13 protein-coding genes are annotated in these 18,315 nt (G+C 64.0%); 6 read left to right on the forward strand and 7 right to left on the reverse strand.

Translation table 11 applies throughout. The features are described from left to right. Nucleotides 1-66: 66 nt before the first annotated feature. Together sphantq_RS02805 and sphantq_RS24370 are read left to right on the forward strand one after the other, a co-directional pair. Nucleotides 67-387, forward strand: coding sequence for a hypothetical protein (locus sphantq_RS02805; RefSeq protein ID WP_272799554.1), 321 nt, complete (start codon nt 67-69; stop codon nt 385-387). A gap of 78 nt (nt 388-465) precedes the next feature. Beyond that, on the forward strand, nt 466-660 hold the full coding sequence (locus sphantq_RS24370; protein WP_443021548.1) for a DUF2933 domain-containing protein: 195 nt from the start codon (nt 466-468) through the stop codon (nt 658-660). 507 nt (nt 661-1,167) lie between these two features. Here sphantq_RS24370 and sphantq_RS02810 read toward each other — a convergent pair. From sphantq_RS02810 to sphantq_RS02825, 4 genes are all read right to left on the reverse strand, one after another. Beyond that, on the reverse strand, nt 1,168-9,483 hold the full coding sequence (locus sphantq_RS02810) for a GH36-type glycosyl hydrolase domain-containing protein (RefSeq protein ID WP_272799555.1): 8,316 nt from the start codon (nt 9,481-9,483) through the stop codon (nt 1,168-1,170). 143 nt (nt 9,484-9,626) lie between these two features. Then, complete coding sequence (locus sphantq_RS02815) at nt 9,627-10,640, reverse strand: universal stress protein (protein ID WP_272799556.1); 1,014 nt, start codon at nt 10,638-10,640, stop codon at nt 9,627-9,629. A gap of 454 nt (nt 10,641-11,094) precedes the next feature. Beyond that, the gene (locus tag sphantq_RS02820) at nt 11,095-11,907 is read right to left on the reverse strand and encodes a universal stress protein (RefSeq protein WP_272799557.1); all 813 of its coding nucleotides are present in this window, start codon (nt 11,905-11,907) and stop codon (nt 11,095-11,097) included. Between the two features lie 168 nt (nt 11,908-12,075). Next, nucleotides 12,076-12,210 (reverse strand): hypothetical protein, encoded by a 135-nt coding sequence (locus sphantq_RS02825; protein ID WP_272481271.1) that lies wholly within the window; start codon nt 12,208-12,210, stop codon nt 12,076-12,078. On the opposite strand from sphantq_RS02825, the gene sphantq_RS02830 reads away from it, so the two are divergent. Further along, nucleotides 12,209-13,168, forward strand: coding sequence for a L,D-transpeptidase (locus sphantq_RS02830; RefSeq protein ID WP_272799558.1), 960 nt, complete (start codon nt 12,209-12,211; stop codon nt 13,166-13,168). The two genes, sphantq_RS02825 and sphantq_RS02830, sit on opposite strands and share 2 nt — an antisense overlap. Before the next feature lie 57 nt (nt 13,169-13,225). Here sphantq_RS02830 and sphantq_RS02835 read toward each other — a convergent pair whose 3' ends face one another. The 3 genes from sphantq_RS02835 to sphantq_RS02845 are packed head-to-tail and all read right to left on the reverse strand — an operon-like array spanning nt 13,226 to nt 15,592. Next, complete coding sequence (locus sphantq_RS02835) at nt 13,226-14,779, reverse strand: bifunctional aminoglycoside phosphotransferase/ATP-binding protein (protein WP_272799559.1); 1,554 nt, start codon at nt 14,777-14,779, stop codon at nt 13,226-13,228. A 4-nt stretch (nt 14,780-14,783) separates the two neighbouring features. Further along, nucleotides 14,784-15,296: an Hsp20/alpha crystallin family protein gene (locus sphantq_RS02840; protein ID WP_082166107.1), complete on the reverse strand. Its 513-nt coding sequence runs from the start codon at nt 15,294-15,296 to the stop codon at nt 14,784-14,786. A gap of 56 nt (nt 15,297-15,352) precedes the next feature. Next, the gene (locus sphantq_RS02845; RefSeq protein ID WP_048576346.1) at nt 15,353-15,592 is read right to left on the reverse strand and encodes a hypothetical protein; all 240 of its coding nucleotides are present in this window, start codon (nt 15,590-15,592) and stop codon (nt 15,353-15,355) included. Nucleotides 15,593-15,955: 363 nt separating this feature from the next. Here sphantq_RS02845 and sphantq_RS02850 point away from each other — a divergent pair, with 363 nt between their 5' ends. The 3 genes from sphantq_RS02850 (at nt 15,956) to sphantq_RS02860 (ending at nt 18,304) form a co-directional block, all read left to right on the forward strand. After that, a complete protein-coding gene (locus sphantq_RS02850) occupies nt 15,956-16,609 on the forward strand; it encodes a BON domain-containing protein (RefSeq protein WP_272799560.1) in 654 nt (217 codons plus the stop codon). Nucleotides 16,610-16,904: 295 nt separating this feature from the next. Then, nucleotides 16,905-17,156: a hypothetical protein gene (locus sphantq_RS02855; protein WP_272799561.1), complete on the forward strand. Its 252-nt coding sequence runs from the start codon at nt 16,905-16,907 to the stop codon at nt 17,154-17,156. 344 nt (nt 17,157-17,500) lie between these two features. After that, complete coding sequence (locus sphantq_RS02860) at nt 17,501-18,304, forward strand: universal stress protein (RefSeq protein WP_272799562.1); 804 nt, start codon at nt 17,501-17,503, stop codon at nt 18,302-18,304. The last annotated feature ends 11 nt before the right edge of the window (nt 18,305-18,315 follow it).

Below are 18,315 nucleotides of genomic sequence, written 5' to 3' on the forward strand. Positions count from 1 at the left end.
CATTACCTATAGAAGTGCGCGGGACGGCGGGAGACCATGCGGACAACTCCTCGAAGGATCCGTTCCATGCCATCCAGCCTCAAGATCCTGTCTCTCTGTGCGGCATTGATCAGTATGCCGGCTCTCGCCCAGACCGATCCCCATGCCGGACATCATCCTCCAGTCGTGCCGCCTGCAACGGCGCTGACCGCCGACCGGACCAAGACCGATCCGGACTGTCCGATGATGCGGGTGCAAGGGACATCCGGCGGCACGATGCCCTCGACTCCGCCGCAGGGAGGCTCCGAGAAGATGCACGGTGGCAGAATGATGATGGACAAGTGCATGGAGGGAGGACATCGACCCGCCAAGGGTACGGCAACACCTCCGACGCCTCCGTCCGAATAGCGATCCGAGCCAGAATGTATATTCGACCGCGTCAACCAGGAGGTCCACGACATGGGCGGTTACCGGCACTTCAGGTTAATGCTCCTGCTAGCCATTGGTTCGGCCGTCCTCTTCTATTTCGGTCGGGAGCATTGGGAACACACCTTCGGCTTCCTGCCCTATGCGCTGTTCCTTGCCTGTCCGCTGATGCACCTGTTCATGCACCATAACCGTCATCACCGACACAGTGCAGGATCAGTAGCCGAGGCTGGGTTTCCTCCACACCGTCCATAGAAGATAGCCCGCTGTCAGCTGGATCCGTTAACTTGCATCTCTCCGGAGCGCTCGGCAGGCCGCGTGAAGGCATGTCTGCAGAGACTAGGATGCGATGTTGGGCCGGCCTTTGAAACACTTCCCCTGGAAATAGGCGCCTTCGGGCTGAACCCAAACGCCCGTCAGGCGATGACGAGGTCGAGGAGCGTTCGTACAGGGGATTTCCCGAAATGCTACGCGCGGAAGACCAGGCGGTCAGATATGTCTGATACGCCTTGCATTTCGAATATGACGCACTGATAAGCAGCGCAATGGATTCCGGGAATGTCCTCCTGCTTGCGGCGGCGGACCATGATCACATAGCCAGTGTTGCGCTGATCTGCACTGCGTGAATGATCGAATATCCCTCTCCAACATTCGATATGCAGGGAACTATGCTATTCCCGCGCTGGAAGAGCCGGGATTATTGCCTCATCTAGTGCTCAAGAGCTGCGCAGGGCGCGCCAGCAACCGTCGCCTCCTGTGGAATTAGGACGCCAAGGCAATGCGGCGAGCCAGAAGACACCGAACTTCGCGCGTCTCGCCTTCAGAGGGAAAGGGGATTCCGTCCCCGGGGCATTCTGCGCCATCGACCGTGATGCGCGCGTCGCCTGAAGCAAGCCCATCTGGGTTTTCGACCCGGATATGCAGACTTCCCGCCGCCCTGGTGATCGTTGCCTCGAAGAATTTCCACCCCGCAGGCAGGCACGGCGCGAGATGCAGTCTGCCTTCCACCAGCCGCAGCCCCAATATGTCCTCGACCGCCAGTCGCCATGTCCAGCCGGCCGCGCCCGTATACCAGCTCCAGCCGCCGCGGCCGACATGCGGCGGCGTCCCGGCCACATCCGCCGCCAGCACATAAGGCTCGGTTCGATAACGCGCGATGTCTTCGGCCGAGCAGGTCTGGTTGATGGGGTTGATGCGCTCGAAGACCCGCATCGCGCCCTCGGCATCGCCAAGCCGGGCAAATGCGATGCCGAGCCAGGCGGCGGCATGCGTGTACTGACCGCCATTTTCCCGGATGCCGGGTGGATAGGCCTTGATGTAGCCGGGGTCGCGTGGCGTGGCGTCGAAGGGGGGCGAGAGAAGTCGGACCAGCCGATCGTCGTCACGGACCAGATGCTGCAGGGCCGCAGCCATGGCGCGCGCCATCCGCTCTGGACTGCCGGCGCCCGACAGCACTGCCCAGGATTGAGCGATCGAGTCGATCCGGCACTCGCTGTCCGCAGCCGAGCCCCAGGCCCGACCGTCGTCGTCGAAGGCCCGCAGGTACCATTCGCCATCCCAGGCGGATTGCTCGGCCGCCTTGGCAAGCGCCGTCGCGCGGGGCTTCCAGCGCTCGGCCAGATCGTTGCGCTGCAGCCGGCCGCAAAGGCCAACGAACCCATCGATCGTGGCGATCAGGAACCATGCGAGCCAGACGCTTTCACCGCGCCCCTGCTCGCCCACCCGGTTCATACCGTCATTCCAGTCGCCGGTGCCCATCAGCGGCAGCCCATGGGCCCCGAGGCGGTGACCGCATTGGAGCGCACGCTCGCAATGCTCGAACATGGATCGGTGTTCATCCGCGATGTCAAACCTCGCGTAGCGGTCGGCCTCGTCCCCGGCCAGCGGGGGACCGCGCAGGAACGGCACCTCTTCCGCAAGAATGCCGACATCGCCCGTAGCCTCCACATAGGCGGCAGTGACAAAAGGCAGCCAGAGCAGGTCGTCTGAGCAATGCGTCCGGACACCCCGGTCCAGCGGCGGATGCCACCAGTGGAGAACGTCGCCCTGCTCGAACTGGTGAGCAGCGGCCGCGAGAATGTGCCGTCGCGCCAGATCGGGATCGGCATGCAGCAAGGCGAGCACGTCCTGTAGCTGGTCGCGATAACCGAAGGCGCCGCCGGCCTGATAGAAACCCGCACGGGCCCGCAGACGCGCACTGATTGTCTGGTAGGGGAGCCATCTGTTGACGAGCATGTCGAACGCAGGATCCGGCGTCTTCACCTTGACGGCGCCCAGACGCCTGTCCCAATCATCCTGGCATTGCTGGAAGGCGCGCTCCACCTCAGCGTTATCCTGCCACCGCAGCACCAGCGTTCGGGCGTGGGCACGGTGATCCCCCTGCCCCAGTACGAATACGACCTCGGCGGCTTGCCCGGCGGCGATATCCAGATGGACCTGCAAGGCGCTGCAGCAATCCGCGCCGACTGACTGCTGCCGACCGCCCAGATCCCAGTTCAGCAGCGCTTCGGGCCGGCGTGGATTGCCATCGCGTCCCATGAAGTCCCGTCGCGATGTCGTCAGGCTGTGCGGTGGCCGGCTGCATGAAAGGAAAGCCGTCCGCTCTCCGAATTCTTCGTTCCACGGGTTGTTCGCCATCAGTGCATGGACTTCGGCATCATAATGCGCGGTCCGCAGCGGGGCCGGTTCGCCGTGAACCGCGCCCAGCAGCCATTCGGCATAATAGGTCGCCGTGATCCGGCGGGCATGGGACAACAGGTTGCGAAGCCGTAGCCGGACGATCTTGACTGGATCGTCGACGGGGACGAACACCTGAAGTTCCTGTTCGAGGCCTTCGCTGCTGCTCTCCCAGCTCGTATAGCCCGCGCCATGTCGGATGCGGCAGGCGGTTCCGGCCCCGGCGGGCTGCGGCGTCGGGGTCCACAGATGCGCGTTTTCCTCGTCACGCAGATACAGGATCTCGGTCTGCGGATCCCGAACGGGATCGTTGCTCCATGGGGTCAGACGGTTTTCGCCGCTGTTGATCGCCCAGGTGAAACCGAGACCGGCCTCGGTGACGATGGTGCCAAAGCCGTCATTGGCGAGGACGTTCGACCAGGGCGCGGGGGTGGTCTCACCCGGCGCGAGGTGGATCACATAGGCCTCGCCTTCCGGCGTGAACCCGCCGCGACCATTGTCGAACGCCAGCTCCTTGAGCGGGAGCAAGCCCAAACCGGCGCTTGGCGACGCCCCGGTGCTGCCGACCGGCTCGAAGCGCGGGCTCCGAAGCTGGGGAAATTCGGCGCGCGCGAGTTGGTCGCCGAGCGCACCCGCCGCTTCGTCGAGCACGATCCGCGCAGCGCGTTCCAGAAATTGGGCGCGATCAGTGTCGCCGTGCCCGATCCCCACGAGGTGGATTCCGCCATTTTGCCCGAGCTGCTCCTGCACGCCCGCCTCGCGGAGGAGCTCGATCAACCGCTCGCGCACCGGCTCAAGATAGCCCGCTGCCCCTTCGTGCATCATCACGAGATCGATCGCGATGCCCCGCCTCCGCCACAGCTGCTGGGCTGCCGCGAGAAACCGTAGCAGGGCGGTTCGCTGGCCGTCGCCTGCGCGCACCAGCAGAATGGGATGATCGCCCGATATTCCAAGCGCCCAGAGATCGCCTCTGCCATGATGGTCGGCGACAAGCGCATTCTGCATGCCGGGAGATGACTGAACGGGCTGGAGCAACGCGGACAGCAACATCTGCGCGTCCCGCACGCGGTCGGGGCCAAGTCCGAGTTGATGCATCTCACGCGCCGCATCCGCCACGGCGTCATTCATGGCCCATTCGAGTGCCGTCAAAGTCGCATAGCGCTCGGCGATCTCCAGAGCGGATTCCCGTGAGCCCGCTACGATCGTGACGAAGGCGAGTTCGCGTCTCCCGTGCGGCGGAAGCTCCAGCTCGGCGCGCATCGCCAGGATCGGATCGAGGGTCCAGCCGGTCGTGCCGCCCAGTTCATCGGATTGCATCGCGGCGGGGTCCGCCTGATTACCGTGGCGCGCCAAGAAGGCCGCGCGGTCGGTTTCGACGCCCCGCGGCGTGAAACCCTTGTCGTCGGCGATCACCCGGTGAAGCAGTACGGGCGGGCGGTCGCCCGCATCGCGTGGTCGGCGCGTGAACAGCAGGCCGTTCGCACCCGGAAGCAGCTCGCTGCCGACGAAGAGCTTGCTGAACGCCGGGTGGCGCGCGCCGTCGAGCGGCGGCGCGAGCATGACCTCGGCATAGCTCGTGAAGTCGAGTGTTCGCGGCCGGTCGCTCTCGTTGACGACGGTGACCCGGCGGATCTCCAGATCGTCCCCGTGCGGGATGCCGACAGCCATAGTCAGAGCGATGTCGTGATCCCGACGATGATATTCGACCTGGTGCGCCTGAAAGAGTATGCGCGCCTCGGTCGCCGGCGCGCGCACCGGCTCCGGCGTCGCCGACCAGAGCGCGCCGGTGTCCCGATCGCGGACATAGATCCAGAGCCCGGCGTCGCCAGGGATCCGATCGGGGCGGGTGAGCGCATAACGCTGCCAGTAGAGCCCCCCTCCCCCATTCGCCGCCAGTCGACTGGTCAGACGGCCATTGCCGATCGCATGCAGCGCAGTGGAACCGCCGATGGAGCCAGGGTTCCAAGGCTGGAGACGGGGGATCGCGCCTTCGGCGACCGGTTGCAGCTCGCGGAGTTCGATGCGCGAAATCTCGGGCGGGAGTTCCCAGGGAATGCGTTCGTTGAGGAGGAGGTCGATCGTGCGGATATGGGGGTCGGCGTGGAACCAGCGGACGAACATATCGCCGCACAGCGCATTGCCGAGAGCGGCCATACTCATTCCGTGATGGTGCGCCATATAGGATCGGACGATCGCGAAGCGCTCTCCCTCCGGCACCCGCTCGGGTGTGAAGTCGGCGGCCTCATAGAAGCCGTATCGCCCGAGCATGCCCAGCCCCGCGAGATCACGAAGGTTACGGACTGCCAAGACCGTTCGCGCAGCGAGTGCGAGCACAGTCGCATAGGGGGCCACCACCAGATCGCGCGCAAGCCCACGGCGCAAGCCCAGCCCCGGGACGCCGAACGCATGGTAGCGATACACGCGATCGGAACCCATCGAGGCGAAGGAGGATTCGGATATGCCCCAGGGGATGCCATGCTTGGCCGCGTAGGCATGCTGAAGATCGACGGCGGTCCGGTCGCTTTGGCCGAGAAGTGTTGCGGGATCGCTGCGCAGGAACAGGTTTGGCATGAGATATTCGAACATCGAGCCGTTCCACGAGACCAGCGACAGGCCCGAGGCCTTCTTCGTGATCGGGCGACCGAGGAAGAACCAATGCTCGGGAGGCACATCGCCCTTGGCGATGGCAAAGAAGCTCGCGAGCCTCGCCTCGCTCGCCAGCAGGTCATAATGGTGCTGATCGATGCGGTCGGCGGTGACATTGTAGCCGATATGGAACAGCCGGCTGCTCATATCGAACAGCAAGGCGAAATCCATGCCATGGGCCCAGGCGCCCGCTCGCCGGGCGAGGCCATCCAACTGGTCGCGCATGGTCTTGTGGGCATCCGCAGCGCGGGCGAGAGCCGAACCGAGCTCTTCCGCCCAGCTCCTTGCTTCGGAAGGATCGAGGGAGCCGCCGAATGCGTCCAGCAGCGCGCTTGCCTCCTCGCACGCGGCCTTGACTTCGGCAGGCATGCGCTCGCCCGCGAGCATGGGGCCGATCCGGGCGGCGATGTCGGCGCAATCGGCGGGCGGGCGCGTCAGCAACGGCAGCCACGGGAGGAACATCTGCACGTCGCGGCGCATGCTGCGCAGATGATGATCGACCCGCTCGAGCCACAGCTGAACATCGCGGATCACGTTCGTCGGGAGTGTCCCCGCATTGGCGATGCCTTTGCGGATCCTTTCCTGCAGCTCGGGGCAGTCCCGATCGCAGAGCGCGTCCAGCCGGTCGCCCCAGCAGGCGCTGTCGTCCCGCGCCGCAGTTGCGGCGTCCCGCATCGCCGCAACAAGAGTACGACAGGCATGATCCGGGTCGGCGCGATCGGCCGCAAGCGCGCCGGCAAGCAGATCGAGGGTGTCGTCGAGACCGGACCATAATGCAGGGGAAAGCACGGGGGCTCGAACAGCATCGCGGCACGCCTCGTTCACGACGACAAGACTGACGGCCAGATTGCCGCTGTCGACCGTGGAGACGTAGCGCGGCTCGAGCGGCTGCAATGTACGGGTATCATACCAGTTGAGCATATGTCCCCGGTAGCGATCGAGCCGGTCGAGCGCGTCCAGCGCATTACGCAGTCGCATCTCGAGATCGGTCACGCCGATATGCCCCAGCTTCCATGCCGTCAGCGTGGAGAGCAGCATCATGCCGACATTGGTCGGCGACGTCCGATGGGCGATCTCCTCCTCGGGCGGCTCCTGGTAATTGTCGGGCGGCAGCCAGTTGTCCTCCGGCCTCACGAAGGTTTCGAAGAACAGCCATGTCCGCCGTGCGATGCTGCGCAGGAACAGTCGGTCCTCGGCGCCCAGCGTCTCGACCGAGGAGCGGCGCGGACGGCTTATCCGGTATGCGATTTCAGGCGCCAGCACCCACAGCATCAGTAGCGGCGCGGCGGGCAGGAGGGCCGTGGCATGTGCCAGCACCAGCCCCGAGCCGACTGCAAGCGCGAATGCAGGCGACACCCACATCTCGCGCCAGGCCGCCCGCCGCGGATCGAGCGCGGCAAAATGCGCTGTCGTATGCGCGGCCGACGTCCACTCCAGCAGTCCACGCCCGGTGCCTAGCCGCCAGAGCGTGATCAGTATCGCATTGAGCGCGATGGCGGCATCGCTGATCAGGAAGGCGATCGACAGCGCCCATCGTCCAAGTTCATCGCCCAGCCGTCGCAGGACACCCTGAAGAACGCCGCGCCGGCGGCCGCGCGCGAGACCGGTGACGACGTCGGTGAACAGATAGGCTGCTGGCGCGACGATGGCGAGCGATGTCCATATCCAGGGATTGCCGCCCAGGATGAACCATCCGCCAAGCAACAGGGCGACAAGGCTGGGCGGTACGAGGCTGCGGCGAAGGTTGTCGAAGATCTTGAGCCGGTCGAACCAGGTGAGACGGTTGTGGAGGCGCGTTCCGGCACGGCCGGGGACCAGCGGAAGCAGCCAGGGCAACAGCTGCCAATCGCCGCGCACCCAGCGGTGCCAGCGCCGGCGATAATCGAGATAGCCGGAAGGAAAGCCCTCATAGACGATGATGTCGCTGGCGAGCGCCGCGCGACCATGAAGTCCCTCGAACAGGTCATGGCTGAGCAGGTTGTTCTCGGGAATTCGCCCTTCGACGCTGCGCTCGAAGGCGGCGACTTCATAGATGCCTTTACCGACAAAGATGCCTGAGCCGAACAGGTCCTGGTAGACGTCGGATACGGCGCGTGAATAGATGTCGATCGCGGTGTCGCCGCCGAAATAACGCGTGAACAGCGATCGTCCGCTGGTCTCGGGTGCGATCTCGACCCGCGGCTGGAGGATCGTGTAGCCGCTTGCCACCCGCCCGGTGCGCGGATCGAAACGAGCCTTGTTGAGCGGATGGGCGAGCGTCGCCACCATCCGATTGACTACGCCCGTCGGCAGGCGGGTATCGGCGTCCGCGGTCACGACGAACCGAACCTCGCGAAGTGCTTCGATGCGGCCGGCGGTGCGTGAAAAAGGGCTGAGGTCGCCGCGCAGGATATAGCCGTTGAATTGCTCCAGCTTTCCGCGCTTGCGTTCCCATCCCATCCAGACCGACTGGGCGGGATTATAGAGACGCGGCCGGTGCAGCATATGGAAGGGGCCGCTGCCCGCGCTGCCATAGGTGTCGTTGAGGCGCTTCACGCCATTTTCCAGCGCGGCCTCGACATCCACATCACCAGGATGGCTGTCGCTGTCGGCATCGGCATGGTCGCTCAACAGAACGAACTGCAGCCCTGGATCGGGATTGCCGAGATAGTGGCCTTCCAGCCGCTGGAGGAGCGCCGCCACGTCCGCCGGATGCGCGACAAGCACCGGCATCACGACCGCTGTCCGGCAATCGTCGGCGATCCCCTTCTCGAAATCGAGCTTTGGGAGCACGCGTGGCGACACGAGCAGTGTCGCGACCCAGTTGACGAACGTGACGCTCAGGATGGTAGCCGGCAGCGTGGTGAGCGCGATGCCCAGCAGCCACCCAATTGCGGTCGCCTCGACCAGCGCAAGGTAGAGTGCCGGAACGACAAAGCTGACGAATCCGGCCAGGAACAGCGCCGCCGTATAAAGCGCGGCGGGATAACGCAGGAGCCTGCGGCCGATCGATTCCAGCGCCAACGGCCGCACGTCGATCGCATCCTCGAACGCCGGCCGGCCCTCGCCGACCAGCCAGTAGCCAACATGATCGGCCGGCACATCGTCATTGGCCCGGCATTGAACGAGCAGGCGTTCGGCGACATCCAACTCTGGCAGGCCGCCATGGTCCGACAACTGCTCGATAGCGTGCCGGTAACGGTCGCGCGTGTCGAAATCCATGCGCGGATAGACCTTGGCAGGGTCGAGCCGCAGGATCGCCTCGACGCGGCTTGTCCGGTCGAAAAAGTCCTTCCACTGGATCGTCGAGATCACCGCGAGGTTTGCGATCGCGCGCGAGACGCATTCGGTGTCGTCCGCTGCGGCGGATTTGGCGGCATCGGGCCCCACCTCGAACGGCGGCGCCACATCCGGGAATATGCGTCCGAAGCCTGTTACCAGAAGCTCGAGGCAGGCCAGGCGAAGCATGGCCGGAAATGCCCAGAGCTCGGCAATGCTCAGAGGCTCTTCATCCTGATAGCGTTCGATGAACGGAATCGCGGTATTGAGAGATATCTGCAGATGCGACGCGTGGAGCAGCCCATGGGCCAGGGCATAGATGCGAGGCAGGCCCTTCGCCGCTTCACCCGCGAGGCCGGGCAGGCGCCGGTAGAACGGGGCCGGCATATCCTCCTTGATCTGAAGGATTGCGCGTTGAACGTGATAATCGTTGTCGAGCAGCCATTCGGCCGCCGAGCTGCTTTGCGGCTCCGCGGCGCCAGCGGCGATCCGGGCCATACTCAGCCATGCACGCAATGCCGGCAACTGCGACCAGGTTGTCAGCGGTGCCGCTCTGCGGGCCAAGCCCACAAGACGGTGACGGCGCGCAAGCTCGTGCGCAGCGGCGACTATCGGGTCCGCATCCTCGACATCCGCCATTCTCAGACCGGACCTACGGCCGGGAGGCGCGCATTCTGGACATTCGTCAGCACCATCGGCTCCACTGCAGTCACGGATGGACGAACGATCAGCATCGGCACGGGCGAATGGGTCATGAGGTAGGCGGCGACGCTGCCATAGGGAACATCCATGTGATGGCGGCCGCCATGGCCGCGCGCCGACAGCACGACGAGGTCGGCCGCTTCGGCGCGGATCAACCCGGCCAGAGCAGCGCGAACATCCTCGCTGCGCATCGAGATCGCCCGAACTGTCAGCCCCATGGCCGCCACATATGTCCGAACATGGTCGAGATAGGCGCGCGCCGTCGCTTCATTTCGTTCGACAACATGCCGTTGGAGTTCGAGATCGCGAGGCTCGAGCGGCCTGGTTTCAGTGAGTTCCGGCGTCGGGACGACGTGCGCGAGGATCAGTTCCGCTTGCGCCGATTTCGCAAGCCGGGCCGCGAGCGGGATGACGCTTTCGGCCCAGGTCGATCCATCCACGGGCACAAGGATGCGCCGATAGCTCGGCGCCGGCGCGACGGAGGCCGCGATCGGGACCAGCAGGATCGAACCGGGCGCCCGCTCGAGAACATTATGGGCCGTGCCGCCAATGCCTTTCTGGCTTGCGCCATTCTCGCCCTGAGTGCCAAGTACGAGAAGGCAATCGGGCTGTCCGCAGGTGAATCGGCAGATTTCCTCGGCAGTTGCACCTTCTGCAAGTTTGATCTCGGCGATGGTAGTCGAGGGCTCGGGAGCGGCTGCCAGTTTCCCCAGAGTGCGTCTCGCCTCGTGCCGGCGAAGATCCCATTCGATCGGGTCAGGCCGCATCTCCTTTGCCGGCTGGCCTTCCAGCACCTGCAGCAGCGTTACCGGAACCTCGAGCGCCTGGGCGATCGCAAATGCATGGGAAACGACGCCGGCCGCGTGCTCGGATCGATCCAGGCACGCGACGACGTGACAGGTTCCCGCTTGCGTGTCGGCGCGGCCTGGGAAGAGTGCGTTCGATGTCGACATATTCCGGCCTCCTGTTGTCTTACGCGGCATTTTTCCGTGCGCCCTAACACAGGGCCACCACGCCCAGCGCCAGGCGTTCGAGGACAAGCCCGAAGCTCGTTGCGACGCCGCAATTTCTGATGGCGGCCACGGTGACCGATCCGGAAGAGACTCGAAATAAGTGTATCTACGGAGTCATGGCGCGTGCCGTCCGCCTCGAACAGCACGACTCGCCAGTCCCGATGAGGCGTGAAAGCTATCTGTCCAACAGCCACTCCTGATCGAAGGACCCAAGGACGGCCAACGGCTCAATCCGCGCAAGCGGCTTTCCTGGATCGCGGGTCAACAATGCTGCCGAAAATCCGATTCTCAGTTCGTATGCCGCACACGTCCGCTCAGCATCCCGTCAATAGAATTGGATCATGTGCGGAGCGCCTGCTGTGCTTGGGCGCCACCGGATATTCTCACGGAGCGGCTAATGCGCCAGCAGCAGCGGAACGGACGTGTCGGACAGGAGGTCGCGGGTCACCCCGCCGAGCACCGTCTCACGCAGCCGAGAGTGCCCGTAGGCTCCCATAACGAGAGAAGATGCCGCCAGTTCTCCCGCTGCGTCCAAAAGCGTCTGCGCGATCGTGCGCGCCTCTTGGGGCCATTCGTGCAACTGAGAACCTATGCCATGCCGGGCGAGATATCGGCTCGCGTCCATCGGTGGAAAATCGTTGTTATCGCTTGAGATGTTGACGATGTGGACTTCGCTCGCCACCCGCAGGAAGGAAAGCGTCAGACGCAGGCTGTGCGCGGCTTCGATCGATCCGTTCCAGGCCATGACGACCGGCCCGCTGGCGTTGAAGCTGGTCGTGCCCGGGGGCACGACCAGCACCGGCGCGCGCGCGTGAATGGCCACGTCGGCGACGATCGGCAGAGGCTCCGGCGTGTCATCCTGCCCCTTGTACTGGCGGCTCAAGATCAGGACGTCGGCCAGGCGCCCGCGGCTCACCAGCGCATCGGCGGCATTTCCATCGGCATGCTCCCAATCCCAGGAGATATCCTCGCTTTTCAGTCGCTGCTCGATGCGTTCTCGCTCCTCATCGTCGCGCGCCTGAAGGGCCTCAAGCAGTTGCGAAGAGGCATAAAGGCCGCCGAAGGGGTCGCCGACGACATAGCTGTTGAACGGAGTGACCTGGACGCAGGTGATATGTGACTGGTGGGCGCGCGCAAGGTCCAGCGCCACGGCAAGCCGCTCCGTCTGTCCGTGATCGTCATGGATATGCAGAAGTATCGATTTCACCACGCCCTCCTCGTTTTCGCTACGATCCCGTTTAAAATCGCACGCTAGAGGTTAGGGCGGCGCGGATAACTAGGGGATAATACCAATCCCGGGACGGTGCCGATCACATCATTCTCGCGTGCGACGGGTCCAGATACGGATCGTTGTCCGCAGGATCGACATGACAGATTATCGAGGATCAAATGCGATGCGTTCGGCCGGCACATACGCCTCAGCTACGCGAACCATGCCGTGTTTGAGCTTGGCGATATATCCGATTTCGCGAACCTCGACGCGTTTGGGTCGCAGCATAGGGATGGCCATGATGTCGGCATTGCTCCTTGGCATGCTGTCCGTGCCGCTGTCCGCGCAGCAACCGACGCTGGATACGAGTTCGGTCCTTGAGACGGTCGAGCGGCTAAAGCCGGGGGAATATATCTGGGCGCCTGATATTGCTCCCGCCGGCCCCGTGCTGATCATCATCAGCCTCGCCAACCAGCGGGCCGTCACCTACCGAAACGGCGTGCCGATCGGCGTCTCCACGGTCTCGACTGGAAAGCCCGGACATGAGACACCAACGGGGCTGTTCACGATCCTGCAAAAGCATGTCGACCACAAGTCCAACCTCTACGACGATGCGCCGATGCCCTATATGCAGCGCCTGACTTGGGGCGGCGTAGCTCTGCACGGCGGCAATCTACCTGGCTATCCCGCGTCGCATGGCTGCATCCGCCTGCCGCTGGGCTTCGCCAGGCTTCTCTATGGCGTCACCCGCCTCGGCTTGACCGTCGTCATCACGAAAGAGGCGGCAGTGCCGCGTGTCGCCCCGGTACCCGATCCCATGCGGCCGACCGCCTCCGACATCGATGACGCTCCACCTTCCGGGCCGTTCACATGGCGTCCCGAACTGTCGCCCTCGGGACCTGTATCCATCGTGATCAGCACCGCGGACCGACGAATGATCGTGCTCCGCAACGGCCGCCAGATCGGATCCGCACCCATAGCACCCGACACCGCCGTCGACCGAACGACGGCTTATACGCTGCGCGCTATCGATGAAACCGGATATCACTGGCTGCACATCCCGTTGTCCGGCGAGGCATCGCCGGCGCAGCAGACGGCGCCATCCGAGGATCGGAACCGATTGCGCGTCGCCGAGGAATTCCGGCGTTCCATCGCAGCGATCCTGACCGAGGGCGCAACGGTGCTGGTTACCAACGACAGTCTCGCAAGGAGTGAAACGGGCCGGCGGCTCACAGTCATAACCGGCGAAGACGAATAACGGCGCGGACAAAGGCTGCGGCCAAAGTGCCTACCGGCATGATGTGAGGCGTTTCCATCAACAGAGTCCCAGTTTGGCGCGCCCCACCGCTGCCACCTCGTCCAGCGATCCGTCCGCCTGGACCCTATGCCACGAGCCGAGATCGCCGATTTCCAGCTGGGATTGGGCCTGCGCGACTGCGACATCGGCATCCGACGCGTCGGGGCCGCGCGTCCCGACCCGGCTGAGCCGCGCGGTTGCCGCCACTTCTAACCAGAGACCATCGAAGGGAACACCCGACTGCCGCCCGACCGCCTCGATCCTCTCGCGCTCGACACGCTGCGCGAACACCGCATCGGCCACGACGGATTGACCGAGCGCAAGCGCCGATGCGGCCATCCTGTCAGTTGTCTCATAGACCCGGGCGGCGGCCTGCGCCGAATAGCTGCCGCGGGGAAGCCTTGCCTCGGGAGACAGCCCCGCGAGGCGCTTGCGCAGTACATCGTTCCGAAGGATCCTGGCACCGGGCGCGCGTCCGATCGCGCCGCCGAGCCGACGTGCGAGACTGGACTTGCCGGTTCCCGAGAGTCCGCCGATCGCTACCAGCCGCGGGGGAGCGGGCACCAGCATGGCGAGCGCAAGTTCGAGATAGGATCGCGCATTCTGCGCGAGCGCCCTGTCTTCAGGAGCACGCAGGCTCTGCGCTGCCAGCACATGCGCGCGGATCGCGGCGCGAACCGACAGGAACAAGGGCAGCAGCCCGATCCCGCTCTCATCCGCCGGCGACAGATCGAGATAGCGGTTGAAGACGATGTTCGCCTCGGTGCGGAGGTTGCGATGCCAGAGATCCATCAGGAGAAAGGCGAGATCGTAGAGGACATCGATCGTGGCCAGTTCGACGCTGAATTCCAGGCAGTCGAACAAGGTCGGCTCGCCGTCGATCAGCGCGATGTTGGCGAGATGGAGATCGCCATGACCATGTCTAACCCGGCCTTCCCGCGCTCGGGCATCGAGCAGCGGTGCCATATCATCGGTCATCTGGAGCAGGCTGTCGCCGAGATGCTTCGCCTTGTCCGGGTCGAGGATATCGGGAAAGGCCCCCATGCTGGCAATATTGCCGTCTATGACGCGGCGGAACGATATCGCACCCGCGTGAGCCCGATCAGCCTCCGCTGCCGAGTGAAAAGCGCCTATGTGGTCCGCCAGCCGCATCAGCAGGCGCTCATCGAGCTGGCCGTGATCGGCGATATGGATGAGCAGCGCATCATCGGGGAAGCGTCGCATCTCGAGCAGCCAGTCGACCACGTCACCGGCGCCGTCGATCGCCAGTCGACCGCCGGCTTCCCGCGTGATCGGATGAAGCGCGAGATATAGATCGGGCGCGGTTCGGCGGTTGAGGCGAAGCTCCGCCTCGAGCGCGGCATGGCGCTTGTCGAAGGTCGAGAAATCAAGATAGCCGAACCGGACCGCGCGCTTGAGCTTCCAGGCGCGGTCGCCGACAAGGAAAATACTGGCGCAGTGGGTATCGATGCGCGTGGGGCGCGTTCGCTCGAAGGCGTGACCCTGGTCGAGGAAGGCGACGACATCGGCTTGGTCGTCCGGCGTGCCGGGGCCAGGCGATGTCGTCGCCATTGGCTCAGACCTTCTCGATCGCGATCTTGCGCGTGCGTGCCGCCACATTCTCGTCCTTGGCCAGCGTCACTGTCAGGACTCCGTCCTTGAACTGCGCCTTGATACCCTCGGCATCGACATCGGCGGGAAGCGAAATCTGGCGCCGGAAGGAACCATAGCGGCGCTCGTTGAGCAGGAAGCCCTTCTCCTTGCGCTCTTCCTCTTCCTTCTTTTCGCCCGAGATGCTGAGCACGCCATCGGCGACGTTGATCTCCACATCCTTTTCATCGAGCCCGGGAAGCTCCGCGGTAAGACGATAGGCCTTCTCGTCATCGACCAGCTCAAGCGCCGGCACGATTGCCACGGCGCCGCGCGGAGCGAAGTGGAAAAGGCTGCGGCTGGAGCTGCCGAAATCGTCGAACAGGCGGTCGATCTCCGATCGCAGCCAGCCGACCGGCTCGCTGATCTGGGTTGCGAGATCGCGCAACGATGACGCCGGACGCGTTTTGGTCACTGGAACATTGGTCACACCGTTCATCTTGCTTCTCCTAAGGTTAAAGATGGTCGATCCCGTGACGAGGGAAAGACCTTTCGTCAGGCGAACAGGGCATGTTCGCTTTCAGCCTCGATCGGTTCGGGAACCACGAGCTGGTCATGCTCGTCGTGATGGTGCGGATGCGGCATATGTGGCCAAAGTGTCTCCACGCCCACATTCCACCAACTCGTGTAGAGCGTCAGCGGCAACTGCCACAGGCGTTGGGCGGCAAGCATCGCCGCTGCTGCGTCTGGACCACCGGACGGCCAGCTCGCCCGGATGGTGCTCTTGTCACTCATGATGACCTCCTTCGCCGAGTCTTGTTGAGGATAAAGGCGGTCCATCGGCGCCTATATTGGGGAGTTTACCTAGCCGACCATCTTCGGGCGCCGTCCTGCGGCCGCACTCGGCTGAAATTTGTCGCTTGGCCAAGGAGTCGAGCCCCGGCCTGCAGGGATGATGGCATACCCTGGTCCCTCCGGGACAATACGGATTCTGTGGCAGCGCCAGGCAACAGACAAGGGACGTTGCAGGGATTCCCCGATGCGCGGTCAATCCATTGGCGACCCTGCGATGAACTTGCCGATGGTCCCCGGCTTATGGCCGTCGATGAGCTGCCGACCCACCTGGGACGGTTATTTTACGAGCCAAGGAGAGCTGAGATGAAGAGCGACAGTCAATTGCAGCGTGACGTGATGGCGGAGCTGGAGTGGGAGCCGAGCGTCGATCATGCGGATATCGGGGTGGCGGTGACCGACGGCGTGGTGACGCTGTCGGGTTTCGTGAAGAGCTATGCCGAGAAGCTGGCGGCGGAAAAGGCGGCACGGCGCGTGGCTGGCGTGAAGGCGCTCGCCGAGGAGATCAAGGTGCGCTTCGCCTCCGATCCGAAGACGGCCGATCATGAAATCGCCAAGCGCATCCTCGACATGTTCTCCTGGAACGTCTCGATCCCCGACGACAAGATCGCGGTGAAGGTCGAGCATGGCTGGGTGACGCTGAGCGGCACGGTCGACTGGCACTACCAGAGCGACGAGGCCCGGAAGGTCGCGGGCAAGGTCAACGGCGTCGTCGGCGTCGGCAATCTGATCGAGGTGCGCAAGCTGCCGACGTCGGGCGATATCAAGGACCGGATCATGGCGGCGTTCAAGCGCAATGCCGATCTCGATGCGGCATCGGTGACGGTGTTCACCGATGGCGGCAAGGTCACGCTGGGCGGCAAGGTCAAGGCGTGGAACGAGCGCCAGATCGCCGAGCGTGCGGCTTGGGCCGCTCCCTGCGTCACCACGGTCGACGACAATATCATCGTCGCTTTCTGACCTTCGCAGCGAGCACACGAGCAGACGGCCGTCGGGATATCCCGGCGGCCAGCTTCGATAATCGCTCAAGATGAACGTGAAGTCCGCGCCTGTCCGTTCCTGGCGATCCTTCCTCTTTGCATTTTATGCAGGAAGCCCGGCCGGCGAGCACATCGACCCGGTTACATTATCTGTGGGTTGGCATTCGATTTCTATGTCGCCTACCGGCGACCGACGCATGTGGGCTAGACTTTGAGGTGCCCGCCGTCGAGGACGCTCGCGTGGCTATCGATACCAACGGCTCGCCTCAGACGGTATGAACAAAACCGGCGTGGAACTGGCCAAGATCCACAGGCCAGAAGTAGCCACTCCGAGCGCGCGCCACCAGGACTGCGGACAATCAAGCGAGAAGCTCCTTGGGCATCACGCGCCGATTCGACAGCGATTAGAGCCGCTGACTGGCTATTCGGTCTGGGAGTTCTATTACCGGGAATGCGCCATGATCGTGGATGCCCGCGCATCGATTTGGGGATGGACTTGCCGTGTGCTGAAGACCGCCGACAAATGAGGTAGGGGGTCAGCCCCAGTCGCCATCGACACCATGATCTGGCTCGCAACCACGCCGCACAGCATGATTATACCAATCCGCAAACGGTTGGCGCCGTCGGGCAGGTTTCGGCGTGTTTGGATGGACCGGTTCATCAGGGACTCCTGGGTTTAATCTTTGTCCGGGGTCTGGCCGGAGAACGTCGGAGTCGTACGCAACGAACGACCTGTTCGGCATCCGGAAGTCTACGCAGTGGCGCACCGCGAACTCTTCCTCCGTATCCTCACGTAATGATTGTCGCGAACGTGACCGCCATTGTTCGGCTACGACTCCGCCTCGATGGCGGGCATGCGCTGGAGATTCATATGAAGAATGTTCTGCTGTTGATTCACGATGACGCCGGTGAAGAGGCTCGCTTCCAGGCCGCGCTCGATCTTGTCCGCGCGACCAACGGGCATCTCACATGTCTCGACATTGTCCAGGCGCCAATCCTGGTCGGCGCAGACTATATGATGGCCGATGCCGAAGTCGCCCTGCTCGCCGACGCGCGCAACCGGGAAGCGGTTAATCGCGACCGGATCGAGGCGCGCCTTTCAGTCGAGGACATCGCATGGGACTGGGCTGACGCGACCGGCGACATTGCCGGTCTGCTGGAAGCCGAGACGGGGCTCGCCGACATCATCGTGCTCAACACTATGTTCGCCGATCATGAGCCTCCCGACATGCGGGCGATCGTTTCCGACGTCGTTATGCGCGCCGGAAAGCCAATCCTCGCGGTTCCACAACAGTTTCGCAGCCTCGATGCCAATGGACAGGCGCTGGTCGCCTGGAACGGTGCTCCCGCTGTCGCCGAGACGCTTCGCGCGGTCACGCCGCTCCTCGCCCTCACGAAAGGCGTGACGATCGTGGAGATCGGCAAGACCGATGGACCGCCTGCGGAAGAGGCCGCCGCCTATCTCTCACGCCATGGCATCCATGCCCGCATCGACCGTGATGTTCCGCTGGAATGGACGGTGGCGGATGCGCTTCTCACCGCCTGTCGGGACCGGCAACCAGCCTACTGCATTATCGGCGCCTATGGCCATTCACGCCTGCGCGAGCGGCTGATCGGCGGCGTGACCCGGCGGATGCTCGCCGAGAGTCCGGTGCCGCTCCTTCTTGGGCATTGACAGTGGGCCAG

The organism is Sphingobium sp. AntQ-1, from assembly GCF_028538045.1.
GTDB classification, from domain to species: domain Bacteria; phylum Pseudomonadota; class Alphaproteobacteria; order Sphingomonadales; family Sphingomonadaceae; genus Sphingobium; species Sphingobium cupriresistens.